Annotated in this window: 15 protein-coding genes; 7 read left to right on the forward strand and 8 right to left on the reverse strand. The window is 64.7% G+C overall.

The window, feature by feature from the left end; translation table 11 throughout:
* Positions 1-82: 82 nt before the first annotated feature.
* Positions 83-1,269 (forward strand): IS3 family transposase gene (locus L880_RS0113965; protein WP_425389181.1). Its coding sequence is split into 2 segments (ribosomal slippage): positions 83-338 and positions 338-1,269, totalling 1,188 coding nucleotides; the frame shifts between segments, so codons are not numbered across the junction.
* A gap of 35 nt (positions 1,270-1,304) precedes the next feature.
* Here L880_RS0113965 and L880_RS0113970 read toward each other — a convergent pair.
* Positions 1,305-2,729 (reverse strand): DUF4153 domain-containing protein, encoded by a 1,425-nt coding sequence (locus L880_RS0113970; RefSeq protein WP_027476204.1) that lies wholly within the window; start codon positions 2,727-2,729, stop codon positions 1,305-1,307.
* Positions 2,730-2,895: 166 nt separating this feature from the next.
* Here L880_RS0113970 and L880_RS0113975 point away from each other — a divergent pair, with 166 nt between their 5' ends.
* A complete protein-coding gene (locus tag L880_RS0113975) occupies positions 2,896-3,429 on the forward strand; it encodes a GNAT family N-acetyltransferase (protein ID WP_027476205.1) in 534 nt (177 codons plus the stop codon).
* A gap of 127 nt (positions 3,430-3,556) precedes the next feature.
* Here the strand turns inward: L880_RS0113975 and L880_RS0113980 are convergent, their stop codons facing one another.
* Positions 3,557-4,246 carry an LrgB family protein gene (locus tag L880_RS0113980; RefSeq protein ID WP_027476206.1) on the reverse strand — a complete coding sequence of 230 codons (690 nt, stop codon included), beginning with the start codon at positions 4,244-4,246 and terminating at the stop codon, positions 3,557-3,559.
* 7 nt (positions 4,247-4,253) lie between these two features.
* On the reverse strand, positions 4,254-4,652 hold the full coding sequence (locus L880_RS0113985; protein WP_051443305.1) for a CidA/LrgA family protein: 399 nt from the start codon (positions 4,650-4,652) through the stop codon (positions 4,254-4,256).
* A 106-nt stretch (positions 4,653-4,758) separates the two neighbouring features.
* On the opposite strand from L880_RS0113985, the gene L880_RS0113990 reads away from it, so the two are divergent.
* From L880_RS0113990 to L880_RS34395, 4 genes are all read left to right on the forward strand, one after another.
* Positions 4,759-5,634, forward strand: a complete 876-nt coding sequence (locus tag L880_RS0113990; RefSeq protein WP_027476208.1) for a LysR substrate-binding domain-containing protein — start codon at positions 4,759-4,761, stop codon at positions 5,632-5,634.
* 273 nt (positions 5,635-5,907) lie between these two features.
* On the forward strand, positions 5,908-6,591 hold the full coding sequence (locus L880_RS0113995) for an SDR family oxidoreductase (protein WP_027476209.1): 684 nt from the start codon (positions 5,908-5,910) through the stop codon (positions 6,589-6,591).
* Between the two features lie 149 nt (positions 6,592-6,740).
* A complete protein-coding gene (locus tag L880_RS0114000; protein WP_051443306.1) occupies positions 6,741-7,481 on the forward strand; it encodes a hypothetical protein in 741 nt (246 codons plus the stop codon).
* A gap of 153 nt (positions 7,482-7,634) precedes the next feature.
* Positions 7,635-8,435 (forward strand): hypothetical protein, encoded by an 801-nt coding sequence (locus L880_RS34395; RefSeq protein ID WP_051443307.1) that lies wholly within the window; start codon positions 7,635-7,637, stop codon positions 8,433-8,435.
* Between the two features lie 114 nt (positions 8,436-8,549).
* Here the strand turns inward: L880_RS34395 and L880_RS0114010 are convergent, their stop codons facing one another.
* The 3 genes from L880_RS0114010 to L880_RS0114020 all read right to left on the reverse strand — a co-directional run bounded on the left by L880_RS0114010 (position 8,550) and on the right by L880_RS0114020 (position 11,712).
* Positions 8,550-9,518, reverse strand: coding sequence for a tripartite tricarboxylate transporter substrate binding protein (locus tag L880_RS0114010; protein ID WP_027476211.1), 969 nt, complete (start codon positions 9,516-9,518; stop codon positions 8,550-8,552).
* Positions 9,519-9,584: 66 nt separating this feature from the next.
* Positions 9,585-10,730 carry a CaiB/BaiF CoA transferase family protein gene (locus L880_RS0114015; RefSeq protein WP_027476212.1) on the reverse strand — a complete coding sequence of 382 codons (1,146 nt, stop codon included), beginning with the start codon at positions 10,728-10,730 and terminating at the stop codon, positions 9,585-9,587.
* 31 nt (positions 10,731-10,761) lie between these two features.
* Positions 10,762-11,712, reverse strand: a complete 951-nt coding sequence (locus tag L880_RS0114020) for a hydroxymethylglutaryl-CoA lyase (RefSeq protein ID WP_027476213.1) — start codon at positions 11,710-11,712, stop codon at positions 10,762-10,764.
* A 114-nt stretch (positions 11,713-11,826) separates the two neighbouring features.
* Here L880_RS0114020 and L880_RS0114025 point away from each other — a divergent pair, with 114 nt between their 5' ends.
* A complete protein-coding gene (locus L880_RS0114025; protein WP_027476214.1) occupies positions 11,827-12,753 on the forward strand; it encodes a LysR substrate-binding domain-containing protein in 927 nt (308 codons plus the stop codon).
* 9 nt (positions 12,754-12,762) lie between these two features.
* Here the strand turns inward: L880_RS0114025 and rocF are convergent, their stop codons facing one another.
* Together rocF and L880_RS0114035 are read right to left on the reverse strand one after the other, a co-directional pair.
* A complete protein-coding gene (rocF, locus tag L880_RS0114030) occupies positions 12,763-13,695 on the reverse strand; it encodes an arginase (protein ID WP_027476215.1) in 933 nt (310 codons plus the stop codon).
* Between the two features lie 98 nt (positions 13,696-13,793).
* Positions 13,794-14,918, reverse strand: coding sequence for a 3-deoxy-7-phosphoheptulonate synthase (locus tag L880_RS0114035; RefSeq protein ID WP_019574076.1), 1,125 nt, complete (start codon positions 14,916-14,918; stop codon positions 13,794-13,796).
* Positions 14,919-15,471 lie beyond the last annotated feature (553 nt).

The following is a 15,471-nucleotide window of genomic DNA, read 5'->3' on the forward strand; positions in this document are numbered from 1 at the left end:
ATGAGGTTGCCCTCGAATTTCGGAGTTCATAGCTCAGCCCGGAGAATGCCGGGAAAGGACAGAAGAGATGAACGCTGGAGTGATGAGCAGAGCCAAGTACACCTTGGAGTTCAAGCAAGAAGCTGTCAGGCAAGTCAAGGCCGGACGACCAGCCTCCGTGGTGGCAAAGACCTTGGGCATGCCCAGCGCTAGCTTGACCAACTGGGTTCGGGCAGACGCAAAGGGGCAGCTTGGGGTATCGGCAGATGGCAAGCCCGCAGCAGTGGTGAGCCCTGAACAGGCAGAGATTGCCCGACTGAAGGCAGAAGTTGCACGCCTGAAGATGGAGCGAGATATTGCAAAAAAAGCGGCGGCGTACTTTGCACAGGATGTGCTGCAAAGTACGCCTGGATTCAATCGATGAGGCAACGCTGGCCGATCACGCTGATGTGCGAGGTCCTGCAAGTCAGCCCCAGTGGATATTTCAGTTGGGACCGGGCTGGCAAGAGTGGCCACGATGGGCCCACGCGGTTTCACAGCGACGAGGCTGTGCTCGCCCATATGCGAGCCATCCATGCCGAGGTCAAGGGTGAATATGGCTGGCCACGCATGCACAAGGAGCTGTCAGTCAGGGGCATCCGAGTCGGCAAAGACCGGGTACGCAAGCTGATGCAACAACACGGCATCCGAGCTAAGACGAAGCGCAAATTCGTGGTCACCACCGATAGCAGACACCGTTTGCCGGTGGCAGCCGATTTGGTCCAGCGACAGTTCACTCCACCAGCACCCAACCAACTGTGGAGCGGCGACATCACGTATATCGCCACGGACGAGGGGTGGCTGTACCTGGCAGCAGTGCTGGACCTGCACAGTCGTCAGGTGGTGGGCTGGAGCCTGCAAACGCACATGCAAACTAGCCTGGTCAAGGATGCGTTGCTGATGGCCTGTTGGCGTCGCCGACCTGCCAGGGGCCTGATCTTTCACAGCGATAGGGGCAGTCAATATTGCAGCGATGATTTCCAACGGACACTCAAGGGCCGGGGCATTGTCAGTTCAATGAGTCGCAAGGGGAATTGCTGGGATAACGCCCCTACCGAGAGCCTTTGGGGACATTTGAAAACAGCGTGTGTTCATGGTCAAAAATTCGCGACCAGAGCTCAAGCAAGGCAGGTGATTTTGGAATGGATCGGGTTCTACAACCATTCCCGACTACATTCGACATTGGGCTACATGAGCCCTATGCAGTACGAAAAACGCTGGTTGGCGGCGCAGCAAAAATCTGCCGCTTGAAGACCGGTTATGCACTCCGATTTTCAGGGGCAACCTCACGACACCTTGGTTTTCAAGGCATCCATCGCGTCTTGTTGACTGAGGTGCGCTGGAGGCGCGCTTGACAATTTCAGTGCCAGTGCTTTTTTGGCGAGAGTCGCTATCTGACGCGCTCGCGGCTCTTCAGACGGATTCTGAGCAAGGCCTTTCAAGGCATCCTGTCCATATTGACCACTGCTGAAGCGCAAGAAGTTCCAGTCAAATTGGGATGGATCGAGCTTGCCTGACTGCAGCCGTTCCAGCTGGTCATTGACCGCAATTTTGCTGACATCCGCCACTGGACTGATCAATGTTGTCACGATGACGATCAAGGCGATTGCAGCGGTGATATTGGTTGCGGGAAGCGATGCCATCCATTGCGAACGCTTGAACAACGACAGGGCGTAACCTGCGGAATACACCGAGAAAAGGGTCGCCGCGACGGATGCCCAGATGCGTGAGATTGACCAGCCGTGCTGCAGGATACGTTGGGCCAGAGCCCAATCTGCGAGCAGCGCCAACGGTATCAAGGTCAACCAGGCCCAAGACAGCACCAAGGCCAGCCAGTGGGGATAGGCAGGCTTTTCACATCCGTCTTGAAATGCCGCGTTGGTGAAACAGGTGACCAACGCGCCGAACCACAACAGATAGAACGCTGCATTGTGGGTTGCGAACAGTTTTTCAGTGCCCGTGAAAGGCAGCGCCAAGACCCATAGCAGCGCAAACGTCAGTGCCAGCGGCAGGAACCATGCGTTCACCGACAGGCTGAATTGGCGGGACGCCTTCAAAAGCTCTGCCTTTCCGAGGGCCAAACCGATTGCTATGCCAAACCCTCCGGCGCTGAGCAAATACGCCACCGATCGCTGAGCCAGGAAATGGCGAAAACCATCCAATCCGATGCTTTCCAAAAGCCATGCACCGGCCCAGAGCAGCATCCAGAAAATAAGCGTGAGGGCAGCAGCAGCAAGCAGCAAAATCGCATTGCGCCACGAGTGTTCGAAGAGCCGCTGGTAGTCAAACCGCCTTCGTGAGCTGTCATAGCCTGACGCGAGTGGAACCAACATGAATCCCATCACACCGGCTGCAAGCAGGTGATCCATCTGCACCGAACCGTAGACACCAGGAACCCAGGACTGGCCCGCATGAGCACCCAACAAAGTGAACACCCCACCGGTCACCAAGGCAAATGCCATTCGGTGTAAACGGTTGGCCCACCCACCTGCGGCCAGGTACCAGGCGATTGGCACGGAGACGGTGAGGTAGAACGCAGCCCCCAACCAAGGCCCAGAGGTGCCCGGCCAGATACCGTGCTCAATGGCACGCTGCAATGACCACAGCACGGCCCCTTGAAGCAGGCCCACCAAGCCGTATACCCAGACCTTCAGGCTCCTGCTCCTGTGCGCTGGTTGTGGCATGACAGCGCCTTGTTCGTTCTCTGGCATCTTCGCTCCCCTTTTTTGAGGGATCTTATGTGATCCGTCTCAACCCATCGCCACTCAGCACGCACTCGAAACGCGGCCTCACCGCTACCGAGACCGATGCCCTCCCCGCATAAGCTCAGGCGCTCCTGTTCTTGACGGCCCCAAGCCCGGATGAAACCATCGCAGCATGGATCGACTCACCCTCCGCCCCGCCCGGGCCGACGATGCCCCCGGCATTGCCGCCATTCACTGCGCCAGTTGGCGCGACACCTATTCGAATGTGCTCTCGCCCGAATTCCTCGCCGGGCCGATTGAACAGAACCGAAGCGAGCTGTGGGCCGCCCGTCTGGCGGCGCCGGATGAGGCGCGGCAGGTGCTGGTGGCCGAGTCGCCCAGCACCGGCCCGGCGGCCTTTCTGTCGGCCTACCGCGACGCCGACGCCCGATGGGGCAGCCTGATCGAGAACCTGCATGTTTCGCCGGCGCTGCGCGGCCAGAGGATAGGCGAACGCCTGATCCGCACCGCGGCCACGGCGCTGGCAGCCCAGGCCAAGGCGACCGGGGTTTACCTGTGGGTGTTCGAAGCCAACCAGGCCGGGCTGAGGTTCTATCAACGGCTGGGCGGCCAAGTCGTCGAGCGCAGCACTTCGAAATTGGCGGAAGCCCGCGGCGCAACGGTCCTTCGCGTGTTCTGGCCCTCACTGGAGGCCTTGCGGGTTTAGCCGAGGGCTGCCCTCCCCGGAAAGCCACCCCAACTGCCCATGAGCCGGTTGGCCCAGTCGGCCCAGTCGGCACATGGCCGGGCAATGGCCCGTGCCCTTGGCCGGCCGCCAGGTCAATACCTTTTGGCTAGCCGACCCAATGGGCGAACAGGGGTGCAAGCAACACCATCGAGACCCCGGTGAAGACCATGACCAGGCTGGCGACAGCACCTTCCTGGTCGCCGATCTCGTAGGCCTTGGAGGTGCCGAACCCGTGTGCTGAAGCGCCCAACGCAGCCCCCTTGGAGACGCTTGAGCGCAGACCGAGCCAGCCCAGAAAGGCGTCACCGATGAGGAGACCGAAGATGCCCGTGACCATGACGCAGATCACGGTGAGGTTCTTGTCGCCGCCGAACGCGCCCGCAGCCGCCAAGGCAAACGGGGTTGAGACCGAACGCGGCAGGAGGCTGTGGGCCAGATCAGGCGGCAGCCCGAACAAGCGCGCCAGCAGCCAGGAACTGAACAACCCCAGGCACAGGCCGGCGCTCACCCCGACGAACAGGGTGACCGGATAGCGGCGCAGCAACGCGCGCTGCGTGTAGATGGGGTATGCGAAAGCGATGGTGGCGGGCCCCAACAGCCAGGACAGCCAGCGTGTGTCCTCGAAATAGACGGTAAACGGCGTGTGCGTGAGCTTGACCAGGATGATCAGCGCGATCGGCGTCACGACGACGGGGGAGAGCCAGAGCCGAGGGCGGCGCTGGTAAAGCCCTTTGGAGACGCCATAGATCACGACCGTGGCGGCGAAGAACAGCAGGGCGATCAGGTGGGTGTTCATATCAACCTCAACACAACGACTTCGCCGGCCCCTGCCGACGGGATTCAAGATGAAAGACCCAGTCGACGATCAGGCCGGTGCAGGACATCACCACGAGGCTGCCGAGCAGCACGGCGGCGAGCAGGGCGAAGCCGTAGCGGGCAAACACCTGGCCGAAGTCCATGACCGAGAGCAGTGGCGGGATGAAGAACAAAGGCATCTCCGCCAACAGCCGGCGGGCGCCCGATTCGATGTGGCGATGCGCCATGAGACCGGTCATGAGCAGTGCCGTGACCACGACCAGGCCGATCACGCCCGCCGGCATCGGCCAATGTTCGAAATCAGCCAGCCGATCACCGATCAGCCACAGGCCGACAAAGAAGAGGATCTGGACCGATTGCAGGGTGATGCGAGCGAGGAGCTTCATGGGCAGGAAATCAATCGAACGTCGAGGCTGCTTAGATTAGTCCGCTCAAAAATTCCATGCATGAATTGTTATCATGATGTGCATTCCAAAACAGAATGCTTCAACCATGGAACTGCGAGCCTTGCGGGCCTTTGTCGAAGTGGCCAGAAGTGGCAGCTTTACCCTGGCGGCCGAGCACCTGGCGGTCACCCAGCCGACCATCAGCAAGCTGATCGCGAGGCTGGAGGATGAGCTGGGACAGCCGCTGTTTCAGCGGCATCGGCGGCAGGCCGAGCTGACCGACGGTGGTCGGGTCGTCCTGAGCTACGCCGAGAACATGTTGGCGAATGCGGCGAACATCCATCGTGCGCTGGATGAACTGGCCGGGCTCCAAAAAGGCGATTTGCGCATTGGCATCCCCCCGCTCGGACCTCGCCTGTTCGTTCCCCTGCTCGGCGATTTCAAACTGCGTCATCCCGACATCGAGTTGAAGCTCTTCGAGGATGGTTCGCATGCGATCGTGACGGCACTGATTGATGGGCAGCTTGAGTTGGGCGGCCTCCTGGCGCCGGTCGATGAAGCCCGTTTTGAATACCGCGGGCTGGTGGATGACCGGCTGGCTTTGCTGGCACCGGCCAGCTCATGCTGGGCCAAGCGCGACGAGGTGCGCCTGGGGGAATTGGCCGAGGAGCCCTTCATCCTGTTTCCGCCCGCCTATGCCATCAATGAACGGATCGAGCAGGCCTGCCAGCAATGCGGCTTTGCGCCCGAGGTCGTGGGCCGCAGTGGCCAGATCGGCCTCATCCTCGAAATGGTGCGCTACGGCGTGGGCATCTGCCTGCTGCCGAGCTCGCAACTGGGTCCGTTGGACTTGAGCGAGTTTTCGGTTTCCACCCTGACCGACCCGGTGATTCCTTGGCGGATCGAGCTGGCCTGGTTGCGTGGGAGCTATTTGTCTGCAGCAGCGAAGGCTTGGCTGGCGATGCTCGACAGCGCTGGGTGAACCCGGTTCGCGTGGTGGGGCAGCGCCGCGAAGCGGGTGCGCTCAAGGGCTTGTCGTGGCACCCGATGGGGGCCTGATCCAGATCCGGCAGGGGTTGCGGCTGCATGGCCAGCGCAGATCAGGGCGGCCGGGAACGGGTGGATTGAATGGCAGTCGACGGGGCCGCTTGGCGCCGGGTTTCAATCCCGCTACCCTTGCCTGGCTGCCGCCGCGATGGAGCTCCACCAGGGCCGCCATCGGCCGCGCTGCATGCCCCAACTGAAGGAGTTTGCCGTGTCTTCACAACGCCTGGCCGGGCTGCGGGTGCTGATCACCCAGGCCAATGAGTTCATGGGCCCCACCTTGTGCGAGGTGTTTGCCGAGCAGGGAGCCGTGGTGCTGGCCGATGACGGGCCCCTGACCGACCCGCAGGCACCGGCCCGGCTGGTGGCCGGGCACGGGCCCATCGATGTGCTGGTGGCCAATCTGGCGGTGCCGGCGCCCAGCACCCCGGCGCATCAGGTCAGCGAGCAGGAGTGGCGCGACACCTTTGCCGCCCTGGTCGACCCCCTGCCCCGGCTCTGCCAGGCCGTGTTGCCTGACATGATGGCGCGGCGCAGCGGCCGGATTCTGGTGATGGGCAGCGCGGCCGCCTTGCGGGGCATGAAGCGCACCTCGACCTACAGCGCCGCGCGGGGTGCGCAACTGGCCTATGTGCAGGCCTTGGGGGTGGAGGTGGCCAGCCACAACATCCAGGTGAATGCGATCGCCCAGAACCTGGTGGACAACCCGACCTACTTTCCACCCGAGGTGCAGGCCGACCCGCGCTTTCAGGAGCGCCTGCGGCGCGAGGTGCCCCTGGGCCGCCTGGTGAGCGCGCGCGAAGACGCCGAGTTTGCCGCCTACCTGTGCAGCGCGCCCGCGGCCTGCTTTGTGGGCCAAGTGTTCCCGGTCTGCGGCGGGTGGGTGGGGCGCTGAGCAGCGCAGTTTGAACGTGCCGAGCCCGGGCCTCAAACCCGAGCGCATTCCTCGCACTCCAGCACTGTCGATTGACCTCTCCGCAGGCCGTCCCGGATACTGAGCCTTTCATACAGCCCCCATACCGCCCACGTGCAGCCCGGAGTCTCATGCGCCCGTTTCTCGTGACCCGCTGGGCCCTCTGGGCTGGCCTGGTGCTGACTTGCGGCACCAGCCTGGCCGACCCCAGCTATTACCTGGTCACGGTCTACGACAACGAGGGCGAGACCAACCTCAGTTTCCGCTACTGGACGGTGGAGTCCAAGCACCGGCGCCAGATCGTCTGGCCCGAGGTGGGCGTGGGCTACGGCGTCACCAGCCGCTGGTACACCGAGGTGTTTGCCAGCGCGATCGGCTCGGACTTCTGGCAGACCAGGGCTGAGGCGCTTCATTGGCAGAACGACTACCTGCTGACCCAGGGGCAGTACCCGTTTGACCTGGCCCTGCACAGCAAGCTGATGTTCAACCACGATGCCGCCGATGGCACCATGCTGCAGTGGGGGCCCGTGCTGCAGACCGAGGTGGGCAGGCTCCAGCTCAACGGCAATGTGTTTTTTGAACGGACCGTCAGAGCCGCCTCAGCGGTTCCGTCCGACATGAAATACCAGTGGCAGGCCAAGTACCACTGGCGGCCCGGACTGCAGGTGGGGCTGCAAGGCTTCGGCGAACTGGGCCCCTGGGACCAATGGCTGCCCGCTGCCCGCCAATCCCACCGCGTGGGCCCGGTGCTGACAGGCAGCCTGAGCCTGGGCCACAAAGAGTCGCTGCGCTACAGCGTGGCCTACTTGGTGGGCAAATCGTATGGGCAGCAGGGGCAGATGCTGTCGGTGAGGCTGCAGTACGCGTTCTGAGGCGGGGCCAGGGCGCTCGGCATGGCCCCGCCTCATGCGGCAGCCTGTGAGCCAGGCAAAATGATCAAGATCAGATATTCAGTCCAGCATTGCCATTTTGATTCGATGCATCGAATACGATACATCTTGTTTCAAATAGGGAGAGAGACTGAAATGAAGAGCCGATTCGCCATCCTGGCGTCCATGGTCATGCTGAGCACCGGTTGCTCGTCCATCACCGGTACCACGGGCCAAAGCGTGTCCTTGCAAACCCGTGACAAGACGGGTGCCGAAGTGCCCGGTGCCGCCTGCGAGCTGACCAACAACAAAGGCAAATGGTTTGTGACGACCCCGGGCTCGGTCCAGATCCGGCGCTCCAATGACGACATGCTGGTGCAATGCACCAAGACCGGCCACGAAACCGGCCAGGCTTCGGTGGTGTCAGACACCAAAGGTTCGATGTTCGGCAACATCATCTTCGGCGGCGGCATCGGGGCGGTGATCGACCACAACACGGGCTCGGCGTATGAATACCCCACCTTGATCCAGGTGGTCATGGGCCTGGTCACCAAGGTGGAAACCCCCAGAACCGGCACACCCGGCTCGGGCAGCATTCCGGCGGATGCCTCGCCCTCTCACCCACAAACCCTGCCCCAGGCCCAGCCTCAGGCCGCGGTGCAGCCGCAGGCTCAGGTGGCGGCACCCGCTCCGGTGCAGGCCCCAGTCAGCGCAGCGGCAGCGGCGCCGGCGCCGACACCGTTGCAGCAGGCAGCCCCGGCCACCCCAGTCCAACCGGCGTCTGTGATCGACTTGGCGGCCAAAGCCCCCACGCCCGCAGCCTACGCCCAGGTCACCGCCAACAACACCCGTGGCGTCGAGGCCCGACTGCTGGAGCTCAAGCGCATGCGCGACGCCAACCTGATCAGCCCCGAGATCTATCTGGAACGCCAGCGCAGCATTCTGGACGGGCACTGACCGGATCGCTCCACCCGCTCGCGGCTGAAGGCCTGACCCGGCTCGACAGCCGATGAGCGAGTTGTCCTCAGCCGGGCGCGGAAGGTCGGTGCTGCAGCCAGCCCGGCGGGCCCCTCAATCCAGCTTCACATTGGCCTTGACCACGATCTTGGCAAAGCGCTCCTGCTCGGCCTTGAGAAACTGGCGCGCCGCCTCGGGGGTGCTGGGGTTGATCACGTTGTCCTGCTTGGCCATGGCGGCCTTGACCTCGGGGTCGGCAAAGGCGACCACCACGGCTTCATGGATGCGCTTGACCTGGGCGGCCGGCAGCCGGGCGGGGGCCACCACGGCGAACCAGCCCATCACGTCCACCTCCGGAAAGCCCTGCTCGGCAAAGGTGGGCAGATCGGGCAGCGAGGCCACGCGGCTCTTGCCCAGCACGCCGATGGCGCGCAGGGTGCCGCTCTTGAGTTGGCCCTGCACCGAGGGCACCGAGGCCACGCCCATCTCCAACTGGCCGGCCATGATGTCGGTGATCATGGGCCCCATGCCTTTGTAGGGCACGTGGCGCACCTCAACGCCCAGGGCGTCGATGACCATCTCGCCGGCCAGGTGGATGACGGTGCCGTTGCCTGAGGAGGCGTAGTTGTGCTCTTCGGGCTTGATCTTCAGAAAGGCCTGCAGCTCTTTGGCGTTGCGCGCACTCACCAGCTTGGGGTTGACCACCAGCAAAAAGGGCGAGCCGCCCACCACGCTGATCGGGGTGATGTCGTTGAGGCTGTCGTAGGGCAGCTTCTTGAACACGCTGGGGTTGACCGCGTGGTTGTTCGAGATCACGGCGATGGTGTTGCCGTCGGGCGCCGCCTTGACCAGGGCCGAGGTGCCGGTGATGCCGCCGGCGCCGGGCAGGTTCTCGATCACCACGGGCTGGTTCAAGGCCTTGGCCAGGGCCACCTGGGCAGCCCGCACGATGGTGTCCACCCCCGAGCCCGGGCCCACGGGCAGGATCACCCGCATCGGGGGCGTGTCGGCCCAGGCGGGCGCGGCCAGCATCAGGGCGGCCCCCAGGGCCAGGGCCGCACAGCGTTTGTGATTGAAGTTCATGGCGTTTGTCTCTTTTTTGTCTCTGGTTTGTCTCTGTCTTGGTTTCTTGAAAAAGCAGGCCAGGGTTCAGCGTTTCAGGGTGGCCAGCACCTCCTCGGTGTGCTCGCCCACGCGGGGCAAGGGCCGGCGCACCCCCGGGCGGCGCCCGCCCATCAACAGGGGCAGCAGCACCACCTGGGTGCTGTCGCCGTCGTCGGTCTGCATGGGCACCAGGCCGCCACTGGCCAGCAGGTGTTCGTCCTGCACCAGTTGATCGGGGCGCACCACCTTGGCATAGGGCAGGCCGGCGGCCTTGAGGCGGGTGCACAGCTCTTCGATCTCGAATCCGATGGTGCTCTCGGCCAGGCGCGCCAGCAAGTCGGGGCGCACCGCCACCCGCTGGGCATTGGTGGCCAGGGCCGGGTCGCTGGCCAGGTCAGGGCGGTTCAGCACCTCGCACAGGGTGGTGAACTGCTTGTCGCTGACGGCGCCAATGAACAGTTGCTCGCCATGGGCCACCTCAAAGGTGTCGTACACGCTCCAGGCCGACACGCGCGAGGGGAACGGTGGCGGCACCTCGCCCGTCATCTGGAACTGCTGCATGTGCTGCGAGGCCAGCAGGCAGCAGTTCTCGAACAGGGCGCTCTGGATCTCCTGACCCTGGCCGGTGCGATCGCGTTCGCGCAGCGCAGCCAGCACGCCGATGGCCCCGAACATGCCGCCCATGATGTCGTTGACCGAGGTACCGGCGCGCAGCGGGCGGCCCTGGGGGCCGGTCATGTAGGTCAGGCCGGCCATGTTCTGCACCACCTCGTCCAGCGCCAGCCGGTCTTCATAGGGGCCGGGCAGAAAGCCCTTGTGCGACACATAGATCAGGCGCGGAAACTGGGCCTTCAGCGCCTCGGCGCCCAGGCCCAGCCGGTCCATCAGGCCGGGGCGGAAGTTCTCCAGCAGCACATCGCTCTGGCCGATCAGCTCTTTGGCGGTGGCCAGGCCTTCGGGCGTCTGGATGTCGAGCACCACGCTCTTCTTGTTGCGGTTGAAGCTGCGGAAAAAGCCGATGCCCAGGCCGGGCAGCTGGCGTGTCTTGTCGCCGCCCGGGGGCTCGATCTTGATGACCTCGGCGCCCAGGTCGGCCAGGATCATGCCGCAGGTGGGCCCCATGACCATGTGGGTGAATTCGATGACGCGGATGCCTTCCAGGGGCAGGCCGGTGCCTTGTTCTGTGTTCATGTCAGAGGTGCTTCTTTGAAGGATGATGGGCTCAGCAGTGCAAGGCGCCTGCGGGGTGAAAGGTCTTGGGCAGGCCGGCCCGGTGCAGGCTGCCGTGCGTGGCCTCGCCGGCCAGCCAGCCCGTGACCTGGGCCCGCAGGGCCAGCAGTTGGGGCAGGTCGATGCCGGTGGCCACACCCCCTGCCTCCAGCAAAAAGGCCAGGTCTTCGCTGGCGGCATTGCCGCTGGCGCCGGGCGCGTGCGGGCAGCCGCCGATACCGGCCAGGGAGGCATCGAAGCGGTTCACGCCCAGCTGCAATGATGCGTACACATTGGCCAGCGCCAGCCCGCGGGTGTCGTGGAAGTGGCCGCACCAGAAGCGCTCACCGGCCAGGCGCAAGGCCTGTTCGAACAGGCGGCTGACCGAGGCCGGGTCGGCATAGCCCACGGTGTCGGCCAGGCTCACGCGGTCGGCACCGGCATCCAGCAGGGCCTGCATCAGGCGCAGCACCTCGGAGGGCTTCACCTCGCCTTGCAGGGTGCAGCCAAAGGCCGTGCCCACACCGCCTTCGATCAGGGTCTTGCGGCCCGAGGCATCGCGGGCGGCGCGGATGCGGCCCAGCTCGGCCACCACCTCATCGGGGGTCTTGCGCAGGTTGGCCAGGCTGTGCGCATGGCTGGCCGACAGGGGCAGCAGCATCAGGTCGGCGTCACCCGCCAGGGCGGCTTCGGCGCCCCGGAGGTTGGGCACCAGCACCGAGGCGAACAGCCCGGGCAGGGTCTTGGCATGGGCCAGCAGCTCGGCGGTGTCGGCCAGTTGGGGCAGCAGGCGGGCCGGCACAAAAGAGCCCACCTCGATCTCGCGCAGGCCGGCCGCGTGGGCCTGGTCGATCCAGGCGATCTTCTGCGCCGTGGGCAGGACGGTCTGGATGCTTTGCAGGCCGTCGCGCAGGCCGACCTCGCGGATCACCGCGCGGGGGGGAAGGGTGGTGAGGGGGGGCATGGGGCTGTCTCCGCGTCTCAAGGACGTGTTTTTCAATGAACAAGAGTTTCTAAAATTCCAAATAAAACATCAAATGAAACGTGGGAACCATTTGGATTCCAAAATGGAAACATCATGAGAGACTTGGACCTCAAAACCCTGCGCCTGCTGGTGGCCGTGTGCGACCTGGGCAACATCAAGGACGCAGCGGCCCAAGAGCTGATCGAGCCCTCGGCCATCAGCAAACGCATCACCCAGCTCGAAGACGCCCTGGGCCTGCAGGTGCTGGTGCGCGGGCGGCGCGGCACCGAGCCCACACCAGCCGGGCAGGTGCTGCTGGAGCACGCCCGCACGGTGCTGTTCACGATGGAGAAGATCGAGGCCGACATGGCCGGCTTCAAAGGGGGCATCCAGGGCCATGTGCGGGTGGTGGCCAGCGCCTCGGCGATTGCCGAATCGCTGCTGGACGATCTGGCCGCCTTCATGCGCGAGCCCCGGCACCAGAACATCCAGGTCGACATCGAAGAGCGGGTCTCCAAAGACATCGTGGGCCTGGTGCGCGACGGGGTGGTGTCGCTCGGTGTGTGCTGGAGCCAGATCGACCTGGGCGGGCTGGAAAGCCGGCCCTACCGCCACGACGAGCTGGTGCTGGCCGTGCCGGTGGGCCACCCGCTGGCCGGGCAGCCAGCCCTGCACTTTGAAGACACGCTGGATTTCGAGCACGTGGGCCTGCCGCCGTCCACGGCGGTCTACACCCTGCTGCACCGCTGCGCGCTCAAGGCGGGCAAGCCCCTGAGCTACCGGGCGGTGGTGTCCAACTTCGACGCGGCCTTCCGGGTGGTCGGTGCCGGCCTGGGGGTGAGCGTGGTGCCGCTGGAGATCAGCCGCCTGCACACCGCGGCCGGGCGCATCCAGACCGTGGCCCTGCTGGATGACTGGGCACACCGCACTTTTTCGATCTGCTTTCGGCGCCAGCAGGCGCTGACGCCGGCCGCACAGCGCCTGCTGGCCTATCTGGAAGAGCGGGCCGCAACAGCCCCCGCGCCCCCGGCCGCAGGCTGAGCGCCCAGCTCAGCGCAGCAACACCGACTTGCCCAGCAGGCTTTCGATCATGGCCACCAGGCACTCGGCGGTCTGGTTGCGCACATCGCAGGCGGGGTTGAGCTCGACCACATCAAGCGAGCCCAGCCGGCCGGTGTCGGCCACCATCTCCATGCACAGCTGGGCCTCACGGTAGCCCGGGCCGCCGGGCACGGCGGTGCCCACGCCCGGGGCGATGTCAGGGTCCAGAAAATCGGCGTCCAGGCTCACGTGCAGATGGGTGTGTTCGTCCAGCCCGGCCAGGGCCCGGCGCAGGGTCTCGGCCATGCCGTGTTCATCGATGAAGCGCATGTCGTAGGCCTCGATGCCCAGCTGGCGCAGTTCGAGCTTTTCGGCCGGGTCCACGCTGCGCAGGCCGATCTGGCGCAGCTCGGCGGGCTGCAGGGCGGGCGGCGGGCCGCCCAGGGTGGTCAAGGCCTCGGGGCCCAGGCCGCACAGGCAGGACACGGGCATGCCGTGCAGATTGCCGCTGGGCGTGGTTTCGCCCACGTTGACGTCGGCATGGGCGTCCAGCCACAGCACGCGCAGGCGCTGGCCCTGCTCGCGGCAGTGCCGGGCCACAGCGCTGATCGAGCCGATGGCCACGCTGTGGTCGCCGCCCAGCAGCACCGGCAGTTGCCCGGCGCGCAGGCTGGCCAGGGTGGCCTGGTGCACGCTGCGGTTCCAGGCGATCACCTCGTCCAGATGCCGGTAGCCCGCCTGCACCGGACCCAGCGGGTTGGCCGGCCCGCACAGGTCACCGGCATCCAGCACCGTCCGCCCCAGGCCTTGCAGCGCCGCCGCCAGGCCCGCCACCCGCAAGGCCTCGGGGCCCATCGAGGCGCCCCGGCGGCTGGCGCCCACATCGGTGGGGGCGCCGATCAGGCAGATGGGAGAGAGGCCGGTGGCGGTGGACGGTTTCATGCAGGGCTCCTGGAGCGGCCAGCCCACTATACAAAGCCTGCGGCCCGCAAACACAAAGAGCGCCACCTGGGCGCTCCTTCAAAAGCCCTTGACGGGGCTCAGGCCTTGCGGGCGCGGCGGGCCTTGACGGCCTCAGACAGCACGGCCAGCACGTCGGCCGAGTCGTCCCAGCCCAGGCAGGCGTCGGTGATGCTCTTGCCGTATTCCAGGTCAGCGACCTGGTCCTTGCCCGGGGTGAACTTCTGGGCGCCGGCATGCAGGTGGCTTTCCACCATCAGGCCGAACACCTGGTGCGAGCCGCCTTCGATCTGGGTGGCGATGTCGCGGGCCACGTCGATCTGACGCTGGTGCTGCTTGCTGCTGTTGGCATGGCTGCAGTCCACCATCAGGGTGGCGGGCAGCTTGGAAGCCTCGAGCTCCTTGCAGGCAGCGGCCACGCTGTCGGCGTCGTAGTTGGGGGTCTTGCCGCCACGCAGGATCACGTGGCAGTCCTTGTTGCCCTGGGTCTGCACGATGGCGACCTGGCCGTTCTTGTGCACCGACAGGAAGTGGTGGCCGCGGGCCGCCGCCTGGATGGCGTCGGTGGCGATGCGGATATTGCCGTCGGTGCCGTTCTTGAAGCCGATCGGGGCCGAGATGCCCGAGGCCAGTTCGCGGTGCACCTGGCTTTCGGTGGTGCGGGCACCGATGGCGCCCCAGCTGATCAGGTCGCCGATGTACTGGGGCGAGATCACGTCGAGGAACTCGCTGCCGGCCGGCAGGCCCAGGCGGTTGATCTCGATCAGCAGCTGGCGGGCAATGCGCAGGCCTTCGTCGATGCGGTAGCTCTCATCGAGGTAGGGGTCGTTGATCAGGCCCTTCCAGCCGACGGTGGTGCGGGGCTTCTCGAAGTAGACGCGCATCACGATCTCGAGCGTGTCGGCGTATTTTTCGCGCTCGACCTTGAGGCGGCGGGCGTATTCAACCGCGGCGGCCGGGTCGTGGATGGAGCAGGGGCCGATCACCACCAGCAGGCGGTCGTCCTTGCCGGCCATGATGTTGTGGATGTTGTGGCGGGTTTCGGTGATCAGCGACTCGACCTGCGTGCCGTGGATGGGGAAGAAGCGGATCAGATGTTCGGGAGGCGGAAGCACGGTGATGTCCTTGATGCGTTTGTCGTCGGTCTGGCTGGTCTTGTCGACATTCGCGTACCAGGCATCGGCCTTGGTGCTGGGCTTGTTCATGGTGGGGCTCCTTTGGATTTGAAACAGGTTGGAATCAGTTTTCGGTCGGGCAGAAAAAAACCGCCGGGCTTTTCAGCTTCGGCGGTTCCTGGGAGGGGTGTTCGGGTGCTTACGCGCTCGCCTCTCGTCCGCCGGGGACAGAGAACCAAAAGTAAAAATAAAAGGCTGCGCGAACTTGCATGGCAGGCAATTTAGCACAGCAAGCGCCCCAATTGCCGTCTGTCGCCCCCACACCACATCGGTTTTTTTGCGCGATAGGCACCTCCAGCGTGCGCAAAGCGCGCAAATGGCGCGTGGAAAAGGCATTTTTGCCTCAAAAATAAGCAAAAACGCCGCTAAAACAGCTTTTGGGCAGCACCACAAAAAATTTGCTTTTTTCTGTAGCGAGGGGGCTGGACGGTACCCACGACCACTCATCACCCCTTCAAGGGCGTGTCAAGGCTGAGCGGAACCACGTGCCCAGCGCACCCTTGCGCGCCCCAGCCCGACCGCCCGACCGGACACCGGCCCCATGCCGCTGCAGCAGCCGTGACATGCCCCAAAAAATGGGTTT

Origin of the sequence: Curvibacter gracilis ATCC BAA-807 (assembly GCF_000518645.1) — a bacterium.
In the GTDB taxonomy this organism is placed as follows: domain Bacteria; phylum Pseudomonadota; class Gammaproteobacteria; order Burkholderiales; family Burkholderiaceae_C; genus Curvibacter; species Curvibacter gracilis.

Coding starts and splice junctions, on each gene's coding strand:
- L880_RS0114035 (WP_019574076.1), bottom strand. CDS start 14,918: ATGAACAAGCCCAGCACCAAGGCCGATGCCTGGTACGCGAATGTCGAC.
- L880_RS0113990 (WP_027476208.1), top strand. CDS start 4,759: ATGGAACTGCGAGCCTTGCGGGCCTTTGTCGAAGTGGCCAGAAGTGGC.
- L880_RS0114015 (WP_027476212.1), bottom strand. CDS start 10,730: ATGAACACAGAACAAGGCACCGGCCTGCCCCTGGAAGGCATCCGCGTC.
- L880_RS0113970 (WP_027476204.1), bottom strand. CDS start 2,729: ATGCCAGAGAACGAACAAGGCGCTGTCATGCCACAACCAGCGCACAGG.
- L880_RS0113980 (WP_027476206.1), bottom strand. CDS start 4,246: ATGAACACCCACCTGATCGCCCTGCTGTTCTTCGCCGCCACGGTCGTG.
- L880_RS0114020 (WP_027476213.1), bottom strand. CDS start 11,712: ATGCCCCCCCTCACCACCCTTCCCCCCCGCGCGGTGATCCGCGAGGTC.
- L880_RS0114010 (WP_027476211.1), bottom strand. CDS start 9,518: ATGAACTTCAATCACAAACGCTGTGCGGCCCTGGCCCTGGGGGCCGCC.
- L880_RS0113975 (WP_027476205.1), top strand. CDS start 2,896: ATGGATCGACTCACCCTCCGCCCCGCCCGGGCCGACGATGCCCCCGGC.
- L880_RS34395 (WP_051443307.1), top strand. CDS start 7,635: ATGAAGAGCCGATTCGCCATCCTGGCGTCCATGGTCATGCTGAGCACC.
- rocF (WP_027476215.1), bottom strand. CDS start 13,695: ATGAAACCGTCCACCGCCACCGGCCTCTCTCCCATCTGCCTGATCGGC.
- L880_RS0113985 (WP_051443305.1), bottom strand. CDS start 4,652: ATGAAGCTCCTCGCTCGCATCACCCTGCAATCGGTCCAGATCCTCTTC.
- L880_RS0114025 (WP_027476214.1), top strand. CDS start 11,827: ATGAGAGACTTGGACCTCAAAACCCTGCGCCTGCTGGTGGCCGTGTGC.
- L880_RS0114000 (WP_051443306.1), top strand. CDS start 6,741: ATGCGCCCGTTTCTCGTGACCCGCTGGGCCCTCTGGGCTGGCCTGGTG.